We start from the raw sequence: 16,396 nt of genomic DNA on the forward strand, positions 1-16,396 counted from the left end.
ATGAAACTCGTTTCATACAACCACCCCTACGGCGCCCGCGGCGGCGTGCAGATCGGCGAGGCCGTCTACGATCTTGAGCGTCTGCTCGCGGATGCTGATGCGGCTGACCGCGGGGCCCCGAGCTCGGTCAAGGAGTTCCTGGCCTTGTATGGCGATCGTTTGGCCGAACTCGGCGAGGTCTTCGACAGCGCCAGTGACAACGCGATCGGGGCGCTGGTCGGCCCGGTCGCTGAGGCCGGGCTGGTCGGCCCGGTGCCTGATCCGGCGAAGGTGCTGTGCGTGGGCCTGAACTACAAGGATCACGTCGCCGAGACCGGGCGTGCCCTCCCCGAGTTCCCCGACGTGTTCACGAAGTTCGCGTCGACGCTCATCGGTCCGTTCGCCGAGATTGGCGGCGCCGAAGTCAGTGACAACCTCGACTTCGAGGGCGAGGTGGCCGTGGTCATCGGCCGTCGCGCCTCGAAGGTCAGCGAAGCAGAAGCGCTCGAGTATGTCGCGGGTCTCGCCCCGCTGAACGACGTCACCGCGCGCGACCTGCAGTACCGAGGTACTCAGTGGACTGCGGGGAAGGCGGTCGACGGTTCGACGCCGTGGGGCCCCGCGCTCGTCACGCTCGACGAGGTCGGCGACCCGCAAACCCTCGATCTCGTCACCCGAGTCAACGATGTCGAGATGCAGCGCTCGAACACACGGCATCAGATCTTCCCGATCGCCACGATCATCGCTTACCTCTCAAGCTTCCTGACCCTTGAACCCGGCGACGTGATCGCCACCGGTACCCCGCAGGGCATCGGGGCGAAGCGCAACCCGCCGGTGTGGATCGCTCCGGGCGACACCGTCGAGATCGAGATCGAGCGCGTGGGCACACTGCGCAATCGCGTCGCCTCGGTCTGATCCGCACCACGATCACACTTCACTCCGCACTATTCACGAAAGACACACATCATGAGTCAAGATCTCACGGGCGCCGACGAGGCGCGGTACCGCATCGCCGTCGATACGGGTGGCACGTTCACCGACGTCGTCGTCGGCTCCAGCACCGGTGGCATGGCCGTCGGTAAGGCCCTCACGACCTACGACCGCGTCTTCACCGGTTTCGAGGCGTCGGTGCGCCGCGCCGCCGAATCGGTGGGTTGGGACGGCGACGCGGTGCTGCGCAACGCGGACGTCATCGTCTACGGCACGACGCACGCGACTAACGCCGTGCTCACCGGCAAGGTCGCGAAGACCGCGCTGTTGACGACCACGGGGTTCGCCGACACCCTGCTGCTCCGCGAGGGCGGCCGTCGTGAAGCCTTCGATTCGAAGGCCGCATACCCGCCGGCATATATTCCGCGTAACCAAACGTTTGAAATCACTGAGCGCCTTTCCGCCGAAGGCGAGGTGCTCGTACCGCTGGATGAGGAGCGCACCCGTGAGGTGCTGCGCGGGCTCGCCGAAGACGGCACCGAAGCGATTGCGGTCGGGTTCCTCTGGTCGATCATCAACGATGCGCACGAGCGACGCGTCGGCGAACTGATCGAGGAAGAACTGCCCGGCATTCCCTACACGCTCTCGAACGAGGCGAATCCCACGATTCGTGAGTACCGGCGCACCTCGGCTGCGGCGATCGATGCCTCGCTGAAGCCCTTGATGGCGGATCACCTCGGCAATTTGCGGGCAGACCTCGTCGAGTACGGATTCACGGGCGACCTGCTCGTCGTCACGTCGGAGGGCGCGGTGCTCGACGTCGCCGACGTGCTGAACCGCCCCGTGCTCCTGCTCAACTCGGGCCCCTCGATGGCCCCGCTGGTCGGCGCAGCTGCCGCGCCCAACCGCGACACGGTCGTGGTCTGCGATATGGGGGGCACCACCTTTGACGTGTCGCTCGTCGAGAACGGCATCGTGCGTCACACTCGAGAGGCATGGCTCGGTGAGCCGTTCGTCGGGCACCTGACCGGTCTTTCTTCCGTGGCGGTGACGAGCATCGGCGCCGGCGGCGGCAGCATTGCTTGGATCGATGGCGGTGGCCTGCTGCGTGTCGGCCCCCAGAGCGCGCGCAGCACACCCGGCCCGGCCGCATACGGCCGCGGGGGCGAGGAGCCGACGGTGACCGACGCGTGCGTCGCCCTCGGGTACCTTGACGCCCAGGGCTTCGAGGGCGGCTTCACGCTCGACCGCGACGCCGCGACGCGTGCTATCGACAGCCGCATCTCGGGACCGCTCGGACGCGACACGCTGCAGTCGGCTCAGGCGATCCTCGACGTGTCGGCGAACCACATGGCGACCGCAATCCGTCAGTCCTCGCTTGAGCAGGGCGTCGACCCGCGCGGCGCTCTCATCGTCGCAGGCGGCGGTGCGGGGGCGATGGTCGCAGCTGCGATCGGTGCGCTGCTCGAAGCCGACACCGTGTTGATTCCCGCAACGGCGGGCGTGCTCGCCGCATACGGTGCGCATCGCGCGCCGATCGCGACTGAATTCCTCTCGCCGCTGCACAACGACACCCGCGCGTTCAACGTGAGCTCCGCTGCCACAGCGCTGCGCGATCTCTCGGGCAAGGCCGCGGTCTTCGCGGAGCGATTCAGCGGCACTGACGCGGTTATCTCGTACTTCGTCGACGCTCGGTACCCGGGCCAGGCGTGGGATCTCCGCGTGATCCTCGACGAGGCCCCGTCGCCTGAGTCGGCAGCTGAGATCGTCGAGCAGGCTTTCCATGTCGAGCACGATCGTCGCAACGGTACCCATGATCCCGACAGCCGCGTCGAGGTCATCACCTGGGGTGTGCGCGTCGAGATTCCGCGACCCGAGCTCGTCGCTCTCGTCGGTTCGAACGATTCGACGCCTGAAGTGCATCGCACCGACGACATCGTGTTCGGTGGCAAGCCCTTCGCGACGGCGCGTTACCGCGGCGTCACGCTGAGCCCCGGAGACCGCATCGCCGGCCCCGCGGTCATCGACCAGCCGACGACCACCATCGTGGTGCCGCCGGAGTGGGACGCTCAGCTCGACGACCGATCCAACATCTACCTCACCCGCAAGGAGGCGTGACATGACACGCGAATTCGACCCGGTGAAGCTCTCCGTTCTCGCCAACGCTTTCGACGGCATCGTCCGCGAAATGACGAGTGGACTGCTTCGCTCCGCACGTTCATCGGTGATCAACACGGCGCGCGACTTCTCGTGCGCGGTGCTCACCGCAGACAACCAACTGCTGGCTGCAGCGGAGGGCGTGCCGGTGCACGTGTTCGGCGCCGGCCCGTTGGGCGAAGACATGGTGGAGCTTCACGATGACATTCGTGAGGGCGACGCCTTCCTGCACAACGACCCCTACCGCGGCAACTCGCACGCGGCCGACCACTGCATCCTGGTGCCGATTTTCATCGAGGGTCGCCACCTGTTCACCGCGGTGACGAAGGCGCACCAGGCCGACTGCGGCGACTCGCTGCCGACGACCTTCTTCGCGACGGCTCGCGACGTCTACGAAGAGGGCGCGCTCATTTTCCCGTGCGTGCGCGTGCAGCGCGATTACACGGATATCGACGACATCGTGCGCATGTGCCGTGCGCGCATCCGCGTGCCCGATCAGTGGTACGGCGACTACCTCGCCTCGGTGGGCGCATCGCGCATCGCAGAGCGTCGCATTCAGGAGCTCGCTGAGAAGTTCGGCGCCGATGATCTCGTCGACTTTGTCGACGCGTGGTTCAACTACTCGGAGCGTCTGGCCCAGTCCACGATCGAGACGCTGCCCGCGGTAGAGCTCCACGGTTCGACCGCGCACGATCCGTTCCCCGGAACCGGCCCTGACGGGGTGCCGTTGCAGGCGACCATCGCGGTGCGCCCGGAGGAAGGACGCATTTCGATCGATCTGCGCGACAACCCCGACAACCTGCCGAACGGACTCAACCTGACTCGCGCGACGGCGACGGGCGCGGCGCTCGCGGGTATTCTCTCGGGCCTGCCCGAGAACCTGCCGAGCAACGCCGGTACGTTCCGACGTATCGAGGTGCAGCTGCGCGACGGATGCGTCGTCGGGGTGCCGAAGCATCCGTTCTCGTGCTCGTCGGGAACGACCAACCTCGCCGACCGCGTCGTGAATCTCGTGCAGGCGGCGTTCGCGCAGATCGACGATGGCTACGGTGCCGCCGAGGGGGCCGCCGGACAGGCCCCCGCGAAGTCGGTGATCTCGGGCATCGATGAGCGCAACGGGAACGCGTACGTGAACCAGATTCTCGTCGGCGGCGTCGGCGGCCCGGCGACCCCGTTCGTGGACGGGTGGCCCACCTACCAGCGCCCGGTGTGCGGTGCGCTGCTGTACCACGACAGCGTCGAGGTCGATGAGCAGCGCTACCCGATCCTGGTGCACGAGCGCACGCTCGTCGCCGACACCGGCGGCGCTGGGCGCCAGCGCGGCGGCCTTGCAACGCGGGTCGTGATGGAGGCTCGTGATGAGGAGGTGACGCTCACCTACGGCATCGAGGGCAAGCTGAACCCGCCCCAGGGCGTGCGCGGCGGTCATGGTGGCACCGAGCCAGAGGCATGGGTCATCGACGCTGCATCGGGGGAACGCAAAGAAATCCCGATCGTTGGTCGCTACGACCTGCGCCGCGGTGAGAAGGTTGTTTCGATCACCCCGGGCGGCGGCGGATACGGGGACCCCTTGGAGCGCGAGCCCGAGGCCGTGCTGACCGATGTCGAGGATCTGCGCGTGACCCTCGAGACGGCGCGTGACATCTACGGTGTCGTCATTTCTGACGGTGCGATCGACACCCAGGCGACCTCGGCTCAGCGACGCGATCTGCTGGCCGCGCGCTGAGCGTGTGTCTCAGAATGGGACACGTTGCACGTGGCCCATTCTGAGAATCTAGAAACACTGAACGGGCGAACCGCTACGGTTCGCCCGTTCGTTTCTCAGGGCGGCGAACAGTGCGCCGTCCGACCCCAGAGCCGTCGCGAACGCGCGGCTCACCGAGAAATGTGATTGACGGAGAAGAATCATGGAACCCATTCGAGTCGGCATTATCGGCGTCGGAAATGTTCTGAACCAGTACCTCGACAAGATCGGCGTGCATCCCGATGTCGATATCGTGGCGCTGGCTGACGTGAACGAAGCAGCGGTCACCGCGCGCGCTGAGGAGTACGGCGTGCGCAAGGCGCTGAGCCCCGACGAATTGCTCGCGGACCCCGAGATCGAGCTCGTGCTCAACCTCACCCCACCGAAACTGCACGCGCCAGTCAGCCTGCAGGCGATTGCGGCGGGCAAGCACGTGCTGTCGGAGAAGCCCTTTGCCACCTCTCTCGAAGAGGCGCAGCAGATCCTGGACGCCGCGAAAGCGGCCGGTGTCTACGCCGGTTCCGCCCCCACCACCTTTCTAGGTTCGGGAGCGCAGACCAGCCGCAAGTTGATCGATGACGGGTGGATCGGTGAGCCGGTCGCCGCATTCGGCTCGTTCGTGAACCGCGGCTACGAGCACTGGCATCCCAACGTGGATCCCTTCTACAGCCCCGGAGCCGGCCCGATGCTCGACATCGGGCCCTACCTGATCACCAACCTCGTCAACATCTTCGGACCAGTGCGCCGGGTGTCGGCCTCGGCGGCTAAGTCTTCTGAAACCCGACCCCGCCCCGACGGATCCGGCGGGTACGAGGGCGAGATCCCGATTCAGACGCCGACGCACATCTCAGGGTCGATCGACTTCGAGTCGGGCGCCGTGGCGACAGTCGTCGTGAGCTGGGACGTGTGGAATCACAATCTGCCGCACTTCGAAATCTACGGCACCGCCGGTTCGATCGCTGCTCCGAACCCGGATCACTTCGATGGAGCCCCCGTGCTGCGTCGGGGCGAACCGCGCGACCTGGCGCTCGATATGACGCCTCCGGGCGGTGGCGACTGGCGCGAGACCGCGCTGACGCATCGGGATGATGCATACCGCGGGATCGGCCTCGCCGAGTTCGGCCACGCGATTCGCGCCGGTGTCGAGCCGCGCACAGGCGGTGCCTTCGCGTATCACGTGCTCGAGGTGCTGCTCGCCTTCGAGCAGTCCTCGCAGGAGAGCCGTCATATTGACATCGCGAGCACCTGCGAGCGGCCGAGGCCGCTGCCTTCGGTCGGCCCGCACGAGCCGTATCGATTCGATTGATATTCGACCAGAACGCCCCGGCCCCGACCGGGGCGTTCTGGTCTCTCAAGGATGAGAGCACCGAGATGCCCCAGCTGATGACCCAGACCCGCGCTGCTCGTGGACAGCTGACCGTTGCCGAGCTGGTCGCCATGCCGCATCTCGGCCTCGAACTCGCCGCGGGGGCGGCAGGCCTCGAACGGCGGGTGCAATGGACACACACCTCTGAGTTGGAAGACCCGGGTCCGTGGCTCGAGGGCGGCGAACTGCTCATCGTCAACGGCTTCGGGATTCCGGAGGATGGCCCGGGGCAGACGGAATACGTGCGGCGTCTTGCGCAGCATCGTCTCGCCGGGGTGGCGGTGAGCGTGCGCGCGCCGGAACTCACTCCTGAGATGCTCGCGGTCGCCGACGAACTCGGTTTCCCTGTGATGAAGATTCCTCGCCAAGTGCCGTTCATTGAACTGTCGTATCTGGTGGCCAATGCGAGCGAGCGGTCGGCGCGGGATCGCCTGGCCAGGCACCTCCGCATCTTCGAGACGCTCCGATTGCGCAACGCGATCGACAGCGACGTACCGGGTATTTACCGCCAGCTGGAGCAGATTTCCGGGTACCGGCTTGCGCTGATCTCGCCTTCGGGTCAGGCGCTGCTCGATGACTGGGCCTGGGTGCCGGATATCGACTGGGAAGACGCGCTCCAAGCCACCGACTTGCGGGTGGTGCCGGGCGGATACCTCGTGCCGCTGTTCGTCGGCGATCGGGTGACCGCGTATCTGGTCGGCGTTGAGCACGACGAGGTGTCACCCGAGGGTCTCGCGGCCCTGCAGCACGTGAGTACCCTGGCTGCGCTCGATGCCATTGAGGATCAGCGCAGGCGCGAAGCCGAGCACCGCAAGGGCGGTTCGGCGCTGTTGCGGGCCATGGAGGCAGGTGCGCCCCATGCCGAAGTCGAACGACGACTGCAAGATGCCGGGCTGGTTCGCGACACGCCTTTCCGCGTCGTCGCATTCGGCCGCATCGCTCATGCGCTGCCCGAGACTCGCGCGCGGGATTGGCTGGCGGATCGCCGGATCCCACATGCCATCCTGTGGCAGGAGCAGCTCATCGGTGTGCTCCAGTGCGGCGACGAGCAGCTTTCCGCACTCGGATCCGCACTGGGCGCCTCCATCGGAGCCAGTCCGACGAGTACAGCGGCGTCAGAGATTCCGCGATTACTGAGACAGGCTCGGTGGTCGTTGAGTCTCGCTGTCGAGACCGACGCTCCCGAAGTCATTTTTACCGAGCGCCAACTCGGTCTCGCACGCTGGTTGAATCCTGATGCGCGCACCATGGAGCGACTCGCCGAAGACACGCTGCGCCCCGTGCTCGAGCACGATGCCGCACAGGGGTCAGAGCTTTTTCACACGCTCGCGGTGTACTTCCGGCAGCACGGGCGCATGCGCGCGACTGCGGGGGCGCTCTTTGTGCACGAGCACACGCTGCGGTACCGGCTGAATCGCATCGAGCAGCTGACGGGAAAGAACTTGAAGAATATGCGCGAGGCATTCGAGCTCTGGCTCGCGGTCGAGGCCCACGCGCTCGTCGCTCGTGACGACGACGAATAGCATGCCGTAGCCCCTGCGCGTTCTGTGATGCGCAGGGGCTACGGCATGCTCAGTTCTGCAGTGCGCCGTGCGCGGTCTCGCGCGACAGCATGACGCCCGTGATTCCGATGACCGAGGCGGCGACGCCGAGCCAGATCACGCTGAGCCAGGTGTCGGTGGCGCTGAGGAGTGCGAACGAGATCAGCGGGGTGAGCCCGGCGAAGGCGGAAGCGCCCTGGAACCCGATCGACATCCCTGTGTATCGCACCTTCGCGGGAAAGAGCTCGGCGAGGTAGGCGGAGAGCGGGCCATAGGTCGCTCCGACGAAGAACAACTGGCCGCCAACCGCGAGCACGATCGTGCCGAGCCCGGAACTCGGTGTGAGCAGGGTGAAGTACACGGGGAGCCAGAGCAGGCAGCCGATGAATCCGATGGCCAGCACAGGCTTGCGGCCGAAGCGGTCGGAGATGGCTGCCCAGCTCAACGACACCACGATGTAGAGCACCTGCGCGATCGTGATTGACCAGAGCACCATGCTGGCGTTGAGCCCGAGATGCGTGGTGGCGTAGGGCGTCACGAATACGAGCGAGAGCTGATAGTAGACCAGCGACAGGCAGATGGCGATGCCGCAAAAGACTGCACGTCCATGTTGAGCGAAGAGTTCGGCGATCGGCAGCCGTTCTCGCTTGGCGGGCTCAGCTCGGCGCGCTGCCTGCATCTCGAGAAAGGCGGGAGTGTCGGCGATCTTGGTGCGGATGTAGGCCCCCACGATCAGGAGCACCGCGCTGATCAGGAACGGAATGCGCCAGCCCCAGGCCTCAAATTGCGCTGGAGTGAGCGTGCCGAGCAGAATCGCGAGCAGCGCCGACGACATGAGGAAACCGAACGAGGCACCCACGTTCGCGATCGTCGACAGGAAGGCGCGGTGCCGCGTTTCTGCCGCGTGTTCGATGATGAGCGTCGCAGCACCTGCGAACTCGCCGCCGACGGCAATGCCCTGCACGAGGCGCAGCAACACCAGCATCACGGTCGCCCACCCGCCGAGTACCGCAAACGTGGGGAGCAACCCGAGCAGTACGGTGCTGCCGCCCATCAACCAGACCGTGACGACCAGCATGCGCTTGCGTCCGATGCGATCCCCGAAGTGGCCGAAGATGATGCCACCCACCGGCCGCGCGAAGTAGCCGACGGCGAGGGTGCTGAACCCGAGCAGCACCTCTGAGACGGGGTCACCCGGCTCAAAGAAGAGTCGGCCGAGAACGAGGCCTGAAAGAGAGGCGAAGATGAAGAAATCGAACCACTCGAGCACCGCGCCGACGGTGCTCGAAGCGACGACTCTGACCAGCGAGGTGCGTGCGGTGGTCGGGGGAGCGGAAGTTGCAGTGTGCATGAGTACCTGTGATTCGTCGTTGAATGAGCGCTCGGATCGCGAGCTGTGCAACTAAGTGCTCGGCCGACAGTAACAGCGCTCCACGACGCGATTCATTGGACGAACATATGAACTCACTTCAGTGGTGTTGGGCAGAAGTGACAACCGAGACGGCGGCCTCACAATCCGCATCTGCAGATGAGTAGCATCGAGCTCTGCCGTGCGCTGACGCGGAGCCCACGGTGCACGATCGAGCGATTCTGTGTCACCCCGTACGTCGAAATCTGGAGCCCGAAATGCCTGCATCACAGACCCTGGTGGTGAGTTTGCCAGACCCACAGTTGCGGCAGCGGATCAGGAATTTTCCTGATGTTCGCTACGTGGCGTGGGATTTGTCGACGCCGCCTCCCGAGGCCCACATCGACGTCGTCGTGCTGCCGTATCTCTCGTCGATGCGGCCGATCCACGCCCTGACGCAGGTGTCGAGTCGTCTGGTGCAGAGCCCGGCGCTCGGCTTCGACGGGATCGCTGCTCTGCTGCCGGCCGGCGTGACCTTCGCAAACGGAGTCGGAGTGCACGAGACAGCCACAGCCGAACTCGCGCTCACCCACGTCCTCATGGCTCAACGGGAGATGCACCGGATGTACCGGGACCAAATGCGCGGCCGCTGGGAAACCGAGGATCGATTCGTGCCGGGTCTCGCCGACCGTGAGGTGTTCGTTGTGGGGTACGGCGGGGTCGGTCGCGAAATCGTGCGCAGGCTCGAACCGTTCGGACCTCGGCTTTCGGCCTTCGCTTCACGGCGACACATCGCCGATGACGGTCGCCAGTTGGGATCGACGGGGGATCTCATCGCAGCGCTGCCCTCCGCCGATGTAGTCATCCTCGCGGTGCCACTGACTGAGCGCACGAGAGGAATGGTGGATCGCGGTTTTCTCTCGCGTATGTCCGACAATGCGTTGCTCGTGAACGTCTCACGCGGCCCCGTTGCCGTGACCGCCGACCTCGTCGGTGAGATCGGTCGACTGCGATTCGCACTCGACGTGACGGATCCCGAACCGCTGCCGGCAAACCACCCGCTCTGGAGCGCGCCGGGGGTGGCGATCACTCCGCACGCTGCGGCGGGCAGTCGTGCCATGGGGCCGCGGATGGTCGCCCTCGTCGAATCACAGGTCTCGCGCCTGCGCACCGGCGAGGAGCCGCTGCACGTCGTGATTCGCACGTAGTCAACTGGCCAGTATCAAAGTGGGACACTTCCGTTCATCAGCCCGATGGGAGCCTGAATCGGTACGCGGCGGCCCCGGTCGCCGACCCCGCTTCGAACTTGAGGAGAACCCATGAGCAGCACGGCCGCTGCCGTTGCAGGTATTGGTGACCCGAAGGCGCCCGTGCGGCGTCGCACCGTCGCCCAGGCGATTATCGAGTACCTCCAGGTGCAATACAGCGAACTCGACGGCGAACGTCGTCGCCTGATTCCCGGCATGTACGGAATCTTCGGCCACGGTAACTCTGTGGGTCTCGCGCAGGGCATCGATGAGTACGGCGTCGACTTCCCCCACTATCCGGGCAAGAACGAGCAGAACATGGTGCACGCCGCCATCGGCTTCGCCAAGGCCTCGAACCGCGCGGCAACGCTTGCGTGCACCGCATCGGCGGGTCCGGGTTCCACAAACATGGTGAGCGGTGCGGCCACGGCGACGACGAACCGTCTGCCGGTCCTGCTCTTCCCCGCCGATATCATCAACAACCGCTTCGGTGACCCGGTGCTGCAGCAGATCGAGCACCCGATCGAGCGCGACGTGTCGGCAAACGATTGCTTCCGCCCGGTCAGCCGGTACTTCGATCGCATCACGCACCCCGGTCAGCTGCTCTCCACGCTGCCCGAAGCAATGCGCGTACTCACCGACCCCGTCGATACCGGCGCGGTCGTGGTCTGCCTGCCGCAGGACGTGCAGGGGGCCGAGTTCGACTTCCCCGAGGCTTTCTTCACCCCGCGCGTGTGGCACATCCGCCGTCGTTCCGCAGTGGAGGAGGAACTGGCGGGTGCTGCGGAGATCATCGCTGCATCGCAGCGTCCCATCATCGTCGCCGGCGGCGGCGTGCGCTACTCGAAGGCGCAGGAGGCGCTGGCCGAGTTCAGTGATCGCTTCGGCATCCCCGTCGTCGAGACGTACGCCGGCAAGGGTGCGGGCCCGGTCGGCGCGCTCGGACTGGGCGGTCTCGGCGTGACGGGTACCGTCGGCAGCAACCAGATTGCGGGCGAGGCTGATTGCATCATCACCGTGGGCACCCGTCTGCAAGACTTCATCACGGCGTCGCACTCGATCTTCCGTCACCCCGACGTGCAGATCGTCAATCTGAACGTCGGTGCGTTCGACGCGCACAAGATGGGCTCGTTCCCGGTCATCGGCGATGCCAAGCGTTCGCTGCTGTCGCTGCATGAGCGGCTGGCCGAGGCAGGCTTCGCACCGGTCGACAGCTACGCGGACGAGATCGCCGCGGCGCAGGAGGAAACGCGCAAGGTGCGCGATCACGACCTGCAGGATTTCCCTGACGAGAAGATGAGCCAGGCGCAGGTCATCGAGGTGCTCAACCAGCGCATCACGGCACAGGACGCGCTCGTGCTTGGATCGGGCGGCGTCGTCGAGGGCATTCACAAGGCCTGGGACCCTTCCAACGGTGCAGAGATCCACTTCGAGTATGCGAACTCCTGCATGGGTCATGAGATCCCTGCGGGTCTTGGCTACCGCCTCGCACAGCAGAACACCGATGGTGAGGTGTACGTGCTGATCGGCGACGGCACCTACTTCATGCAGCCGACGGAGCTCGTCACCGCGGTGCAGGAGAACCAGAAGATCATTGTGATCGTCATCGATAACCGTGGGCACCAGTGCATCTGGCCGCTGCAGGCGTCGAAGGGCGGCGGGCAGGAATTCGGCACGCAGCTGCGCGAGCGCAATCCGATTTCCGGTCGTCTTGACGGTCCGATCGTCGACGTCGACATCGCTGCGAATGCGGCGAGCATGGGGGCTGCGGCCTGGTCGACCGACACGGTTGAGGAGTTCACCGCGGCACTTGAAGAGGCGCAGTCGGTCTCGGGCCCAGCCGTGATCGTCGCGAACGTCGAGCAGTTCCGTTACCTGTCGGGCAACGGTGCGTTCTGGGACGTGGGCGTTCCGCTCACCTCGCAGCGCGAGGTCACCCGCGAAGGCGTGGCCAAGCACGTCGCGGGTCGCGAGCGCCAGCGGTACTACGGCGCGACGGTCGCTCCGAGCGAGCGCTGAGTCAGCAGTAGGCGTGGGCCAGACGGGCGGGATCTTTTCGGGATCCCGCCCGTCTCCTGCATCAGGCGCCGCACGGCGCTCACCAGATATTCAACGACGAAAGAGAGACACCATGGGCGCATTCGCGGTCATCAATCCTGCAACCGGTGAGACGCTGGCGGAGTATCCTGCGGCGACGGACGCCGAGGTCGAGGCGGGCATCGCCGCGGCCGACCAGGCCTACCGCGATTGGGCACGCACCACCACGCTCGAAGAACGTACGGCTGCTGCGGCGCTACTCGCAGAGCTGTTCGAAGAGCGTGCGGAGGAGTTTGCCGCGATCATTAACCGTGAGATGGGCAAGCCGATCGCGCAGGGCATCGGAGAGACCAAGTTTTCGGGTTCGATCACGTCGGCCTACGCGCGCAAAGCCGCGGAGTGGCTCGCCGACGACGTGTTGTCGGTCGACGATGGTCTGCGCACGTTCGTGCGCTATCAAGGCATCGGCGTGCTGCTCGGCGTGATGCCGTGGAACTTCCCCGTCTACCAGGTCGTGCGTTTCGCCGTGCCGAACCTCATCCTCGGCAACACAGTGCTTCTGCGGCACGCCTCGCAGTGCCCCGAATCCGCGCTGGCACTCGAGCGCATCTTCCGTGACGCCGGATTCCCGGAGGGTGCCTATGTCAATCTCTTCGCCACGCACGACCAGATCGCCGAGATCATCGCGGACGATCGGGTACAGGGCGTCTCGCTGACCGGATCAGAACGAGCCGGCGCTGCCGTTGCCGCCCAGGCAGGCAGGCACCTCAAGAAGTGCGTGCTCGAGCTCGGCGGTGCAGACGTGTTCTTGGTGCTCGACACCGATGACCTCGACCACGCTGTGGAGCATGCCGTGCGCGGGCGCATGGACAACAGCGGTCAGAGCTGCACCGGGTCCAAGCGCATCGTGGTGCTCGATCAGTACTTCGACGAGTTCTCCGAGAAGTTCGCGCGAGCGCTCGGTGCGCAATCGCATTCGGCCGGCGACTTCGGCCCGCTCTCCTCGACCGCAGCAACCCGTGAACTCGCCGATCTCGTGAACGGCGCTGTCGACCAGGGAGCCGAGATTCTCATCGGTGATGGTGATCCGGAGGGCAACGTCTTCACCCCGACCATCCTCACCGGCATCACCCCGGCGATGGATGTGTACAGCCAAGAACTCTTCGGTCCGGTCGCGCAGTTGTACCGCGTGAGCAGCGATGCCGAAGCCATCGATCTCGCCAATTCATCGCCCTTCGGCCTCGGCTCGGTGATTATCTGCGACGACCTCGAGCGTGCGGAACGGGTCGGATCCCAGCTCGACGTCGGCATGGTCTTCATTGGAGCCGCGGGCCTCAGCGGTGCCGATGTGCCCTTCGGCGGCGTGAAGAAATCGGGGTACGGGCGCGAGATGGGGCAGGCGGGGCTGCTGGAGTTCGCCAACAAGAAGCTGTTCCGTTTCGCAGAGGGGGCCGGTCGTTGATCGCACTCGACCACGTGGGTCTCGCCGTGCCCGATCTGGAACAGGCCATCATGTTTTTTGAGGAGATGTTCGCCTGCGAACTCGTCTTCACCGCAGGGCCTTACGACAACACTGGATGGGTATGGCCCGGCGAAACTGAGCCCGAAGAGCTGTCGCTGCGCCTCGCGGTATTGCGCCAGGGCGACACCTTGAACATTGAGCTGTTGGAGTACACCAGCCGCACTCGAGAGCTCCCGGATCGCCCGCCTCGCCCGGCCGACCCTGGCGGGCAGCACATCGCCTTCTTCGTGGAGGACATCCATGGGATCGAGCGTCGACTGCGCGAGCGCAGCGACGTGCACTTCATGAATGCGACCGAGACCGAGTACGACAGCCCCATCGAAGGCACCGAATGGTGCTACTTCCTCACTCCGTGGGGTCAAGCGATTGAGCTGATCAGGTGGGAGGCGGGTTTGCCGTACGAGCGTTCTACCGCGCGGCGCATGCTCGCGCCGCACTGGCGTCGCGGAATCGATCGCGTCGAGGCCGCGCGATGAACGCGGCACCGCTGCGGTTTGCCCTCATCGGCACCGGGCGCATCGGGCGGGTGCACGCGGCGAACATCGCCGCGAACGACGCCACCCAGCTCGCCGTCGTCGCCGATCCGATGATCGCGAGCGCGAACGAGGTGAGTGCCAGATTCGGAGGCACCGCAGTCAGCGACCCGCTTGCTGCGGTCGATCCGGCGCGAGTCGACGCTGTGGTTGTCGCGTCGCCCACTCCGACGCACATCGACCTCATCACGGCTTGCATCGAGCGGGGCATCCCGGTGCTCTCGGAGAAACCGATCGATCTCGACATGAGCCGCATCGATGAGCTGCGTCCACAGGTGCGCCTCGCCGCGAGTCCGGTCGCGATCGGCTTCAATCAGCGTTTCGATCCCGCGATTGCCGAGGTGCGGCGGCGGGTGGCGGCCGGCGAGATCGGTGAAATCGAGCAACTCGCCATCACGAGTCGCGACCCCGGGCCGCCACCGGCGGCCTACATCGCCGTCTCAGGTGGCATCTTCCGTGACATGACGATCCACGATTTCGACCTCGCTCGCTTTTTCGTGGGCGACATCGATGAAGTGACCGCGGTGGGGTCGAGTCTGTTCGACGCTGGCGCGCGCGAGCACGACGACTTCGACACCGTGGTCGTCACGCTCAAGGCCCGCACGGGAGCGATCGTGACGATCACCAACTCTCGCCACAGCACGTATGGCTATGACCAGCGCATCGAGGCCTTCGGCGGCGGTGGATTGCTGAACGTCGAGAACGTGCCGGCGAGTCTCGTGACGGCTTCGAACGCCACGCACGCCGCAGCCCGCGGTCCATACGTCGAACAGTTCCTCGAGCGGTATGCGCGCGCATACGCGAACGAACTCGATGCCTTCGTCGAATGGGTCCGCAACGGCGCTTCTCCGAGTCCAACGTTTGAAGACGGACGTGCTGCGCAGGTGATCGCGGAGGCCGCGCATCGGTCCGCACGTGCCGGGCGCACAGTGCGGACCGACGAGTTCAACTGAGCGCGCCGTAGAGGTCAGGGCGGGGAGGCAGCGCGATGCGCTCCTCCTCGCCGCTCGTGAGTGCGCGGTGAATCGCATCGGTTACCGCGGTCGCTGCGAGTCCATCCCAGGAATTCGGCCCGTGTGCGGACGAACCCGCTCCCAGTTGATCGACCCACTCCTGCAGCTCGGTGTCGTAGGCCTCGACAAATCGTTCGCGCCAGTCCTCGGCTATTGCGCGAGAGGCTCGCCCTGATGCGCGGATTCTGGGGCCGCGTTCGGTCACGAGTTCGCTCGTTCCGTGCTGACCCACCACCTCGGCCCGGATGTCGTATCCGTACGCTCCATGTGCCGACGCTTCGACGTCGATCGATACTCCGCTTTCGCTGCTCAGCACGACCAGACACGGGTCGGTGAGGCTCAGTGGAGCACTCGGGTTGTGCCGCGTCGGCAGCACCCGTACACCGACGATCTCCTCGTCGAGGATCCACCGTGCTGTGTCGATCTCGTGCACGATGGCGTCGTTGACGACCTGCTCGGTCGTATACCCCGCCGGCACGCTTCCCATGCGGTGGGCGCAATGCAGTAACAGTGGAACACCCAATTCGCCAGACGCGACGGCGGTGCGCAGCAACCTGAACTGTCGGTCGTACCGCCGCATAAAGCCGACTTGCACGAGGCGTCGCCCGAGAGCGGTCTCCGCCGCAATGATGCGTTCGCAATCCGCAAGGGTCGTCGCGAGCGGTTTCTCGCAGAACACCGGCTTCTGTGCGGCAATGGCGGCCAGAACGAACTCTGCGTGCGTCGCTCCCCAACTCGTCACGACGACGGCATCAACTTCAGGGTCATCCACCAGTTCGGAGGCGTCCACGACACGGCACCCCGGAATGCCAGCAGCGATTTCGATCGCGCGTGAAGCGTCGGCGTCCGCAATGGCGACCACGTGCGCTCCGGAGATGACCGCGGTCAACCGTCGAATATGGTCCTGTCCGATCATTCCGGCGCCGATGACGCCGATACGCGTACTCATAGTGCTCCTCTCCATAGAGGCGGGGTGCGG

General features: G+C 65.6%; 12 protein-coding genes. 10 read left to right on the forward strand and 2 right to left on the reverse strand.

Annotated features, from left to right (window positions below; genetic code table 11):
* From AMS67_RS00585 to AMS67_RS00605, 5 genes are all read left to right on the forward strand, one after another.
* Positions 1-894 carry a fumarylacetoacetate hydrolase family protein gene (locus tag AMS67_RS00585; protein WP_053385633.1) on the forward strand — a complete coding sequence of 298 codons (894 nt, stop codon included), beginning with the start codon at positions 1-3 and terminating at the stop codon, positions 892-894.
* A gap of 51 nt (positions 895-945) precedes the next feature.
* The gene (locus tag AMS67_RS00590; RefSeq protein WP_053385634.1) at positions 946-3,027 is read left to right on the forward strand and encodes a hydantoinase/oxoprolinase family protein; all 2,082 of its coding nucleotides are present in this window, start codon (positions 946-948) and stop codon (positions 3,025-3,027) included.
* Between the two features lies 1 nt (position 3,028).
* Positions 3,029-4,792 (forward strand): hydantoinase B/oxoprolinase family protein, encoded by a 1,764-nt coding sequence (locus tag AMS67_RS00595; RefSeq protein WP_053385635.1) that lies wholly within the window; start codon positions 3,029-3,031, stop codon positions 4,790-4,792.
* 181 nt (positions 4,793-4,973) lie between these two features.
* On the forward strand, positions 4,974-6,116 hold the full coding sequence (locus tag AMS67_RS00600; protein ID WP_053385636.1) for a Gfo/Idh/MocA family protein: 1,143 nt from the start codon (positions 4,974-4,976) through the stop codon (positions 6,114-6,116).
* A 77-nt stretch (positions 6,117-6,193) separates the two neighbouring features.
* Entirely contained in the window at positions 6,194-7,699 is a 1,506-nt protein-coding gene (locus tag AMS67_RS00605; protein WP_162230797.1) for a PucR family transcriptional regulator, read from the forward strand.
* A 49-nt stretch (positions 7,700-7,748) separates the two neighbouring features.
* On the opposite strand, the gene AMS67_RS00610 is transcribed toward AMS67_RS00605, so the two are convergent.
* Complete coding sequence (locus AMS67_RS00610; protein WP_075201166.1) at positions 7,749-9,068, reverse strand: MFS transporter; 1,320 nt, start codon at positions 9,066-9,068, stop codon at positions 7,749-7,751.
* Positions 9,069-9,343: 275 nt separating this feature from the next.
* On the opposite strand from AMS67_RS00610, the gene AMS67_RS00615 reads away from it, so the two are divergent.
* The 5 genes from AMS67_RS00615 (at position 9,344) to iolG (ending at position 15,357) form a co-directional block, all read left to right on the forward strand.
* Positions 9,344-10,273 carry an NAD(P)-dependent oxidoreductase gene (locus AMS67_RS00615; protein ID WP_075201153.1) on the forward strand — a complete coding sequence of 310 codons (930 nt, stop codon included), beginning with the start codon at positions 9,344-9,346 and terminating at the stop codon, positions 10,271-10,273.
* A 111-nt stretch (positions 10,274-10,384) separates the two neighbouring features.
* Positions 10,385-12,331, forward strand: a complete 1,947-nt coding sequence (gene iolD, locus AMS67_RS00620) for a 3D-(3,5/4)-trihydroxycyclohexane-1,2-dione acylhydrolase (decyclizing) (protein WP_053385640.1) — start codon at positions 10,385-10,387, stop codon at positions 12,329-12,331.
* Between the two features lie 112 nt (positions 12,332-12,443).
* Positions 12,444-13,811 (forward strand): aldehyde dehydrogenase family protein, encoded by a 1,368-nt coding sequence (locus AMS67_RS00625; RefSeq protein WP_053385641.1) that lies wholly within the window; start codon positions 12,444-12,446, stop codon positions 13,809-13,811.
* Positions 13,808-14,347: a VOC family protein gene (locus AMS67_RS00630; protein WP_053385642.1), complete on the forward strand. Its 540-nt coding sequence runs from the start codon at positions 13,808-13,810 to the stop codon at positions 14,345-14,347. Before AMS67_RS00625 ends, AMS67_RS00630 begins: the two co-directional genes overlap by 4 nt.
* Positions 14,344-15,357: an inositol 2-dehydrogenase gene (gene iolG, locus AMS67_RS00635; RefSeq protein ID WP_053385643.1), complete on the forward strand. Its 1,014-nt coding sequence runs from the start codon at positions 14,344-14,346 to the stop codon at positions 15,355-15,357. Before AMS67_RS00630 ends, iolG begins: the two co-directional genes overlap by 4 nt.
* Here iolG and AMS67_RS00640 read toward each other — a convergent pair.
* Entirely contained in the window at positions 15,350-16,366 is a 1,017-nt protein-coding gene (locus AMS67_RS00640; protein ID WP_053385644.1) for a Gfo/Idh/MocA family oxidoreductase, read from the reverse strand. The two genes, iolG and AMS67_RS00640, sit on opposite strands and share 8 nt — an antisense overlap.
* Positions 16,367-16,396 lie beyond the last annotated feature (30 nt).

Origin of the sequence: Leucobacter japonicus (assembly GCF_001273855.1) — a bacterium.
In the GTDB taxonomy this organism is placed as follows: domain Bacteria; phylum Actinomycetota; class Actinomycetes; order Actinomycetales; family Microbacteriaceae; genus Leucobacter; species Leucobacter japonicus.

Bases quoted from the DNA above. Each gene is read 5' to 3' on its own strand.
- AMS67_RS00605 (WP_162230797.1), top strand. From the start codon at position 6,194: ATGACCCAGACCCGCGCTGCTCGTGGACAGCTGACCGTTGCCGAGCTG.
- AMS67_RS00585 (WP_053385633.1), top strand. From the start codon at position 1: ATGAAACTCGTTTCATACAACCACCCCTACGGCGCCCGCGGCGGCGTG.
- AMS67_RS00595 (WP_053385635.1), top strand. From the start codon at position 3,029: ATGACACGCGAATTCGACCCGGTGAAGCTCTCCGTTCTCGCCAACGCT.
- iolD (WP_053385640.1), top strand. From the start codon at position 10,385: ATGAGCAGCACGGCCGCTGCCGTTGCAGGTATTGGTGACCCGAAGGCG.
- AMS67_RS00600 (WP_053385636.1), top strand. From the start codon at position 4,974: ATGGAACCCATTCGAGTCGGCATTATCGGCGTCGGAAATGTTCTGAAC.
- AMS67_RS00625 (WP_053385641.1), top strand. From the start codon at position 12,444: ATGGGCGCATTCGCGGTCATCAATCCTGCAACCGGTGAGACGCTGGCG.
- AMS67_RS00615 (WP_075201153.1), top strand. From the start codon at position 9,344: ATGCCTGCATCACAGACCCTGGTGGTGAGTTTGCCAGACCCACAGTTG.
- AMS67_RS00610 (WP_075201166.1), bottom strand. From the start codon at position 9,068: ATGCACACTGCAACTTCCGCTCCCCCGACCACCGCACGCACCTCGCTG.
- AMS67_RS00590 (WP_053385634.1), top strand. From the start codon at position 946: ATGAGTCAAGATCTCACGGGCGCCGACGAGGCGCGGTACCGCATCGCC.
- AMS67_RS00640 (WP_053385644.1), bottom strand. From the start codon at position 16,366: ATGAGTACGCGTATCGGCGTCATCGGCGCCGGAATGATCGGACAGGAC.
- iolG (WP_053385643.1), top strand. From the start codon at position 14,344: ATGAACGCGGCACCGCTGCGGTTTGCCCTCATCGGCACCGGGCGCATC.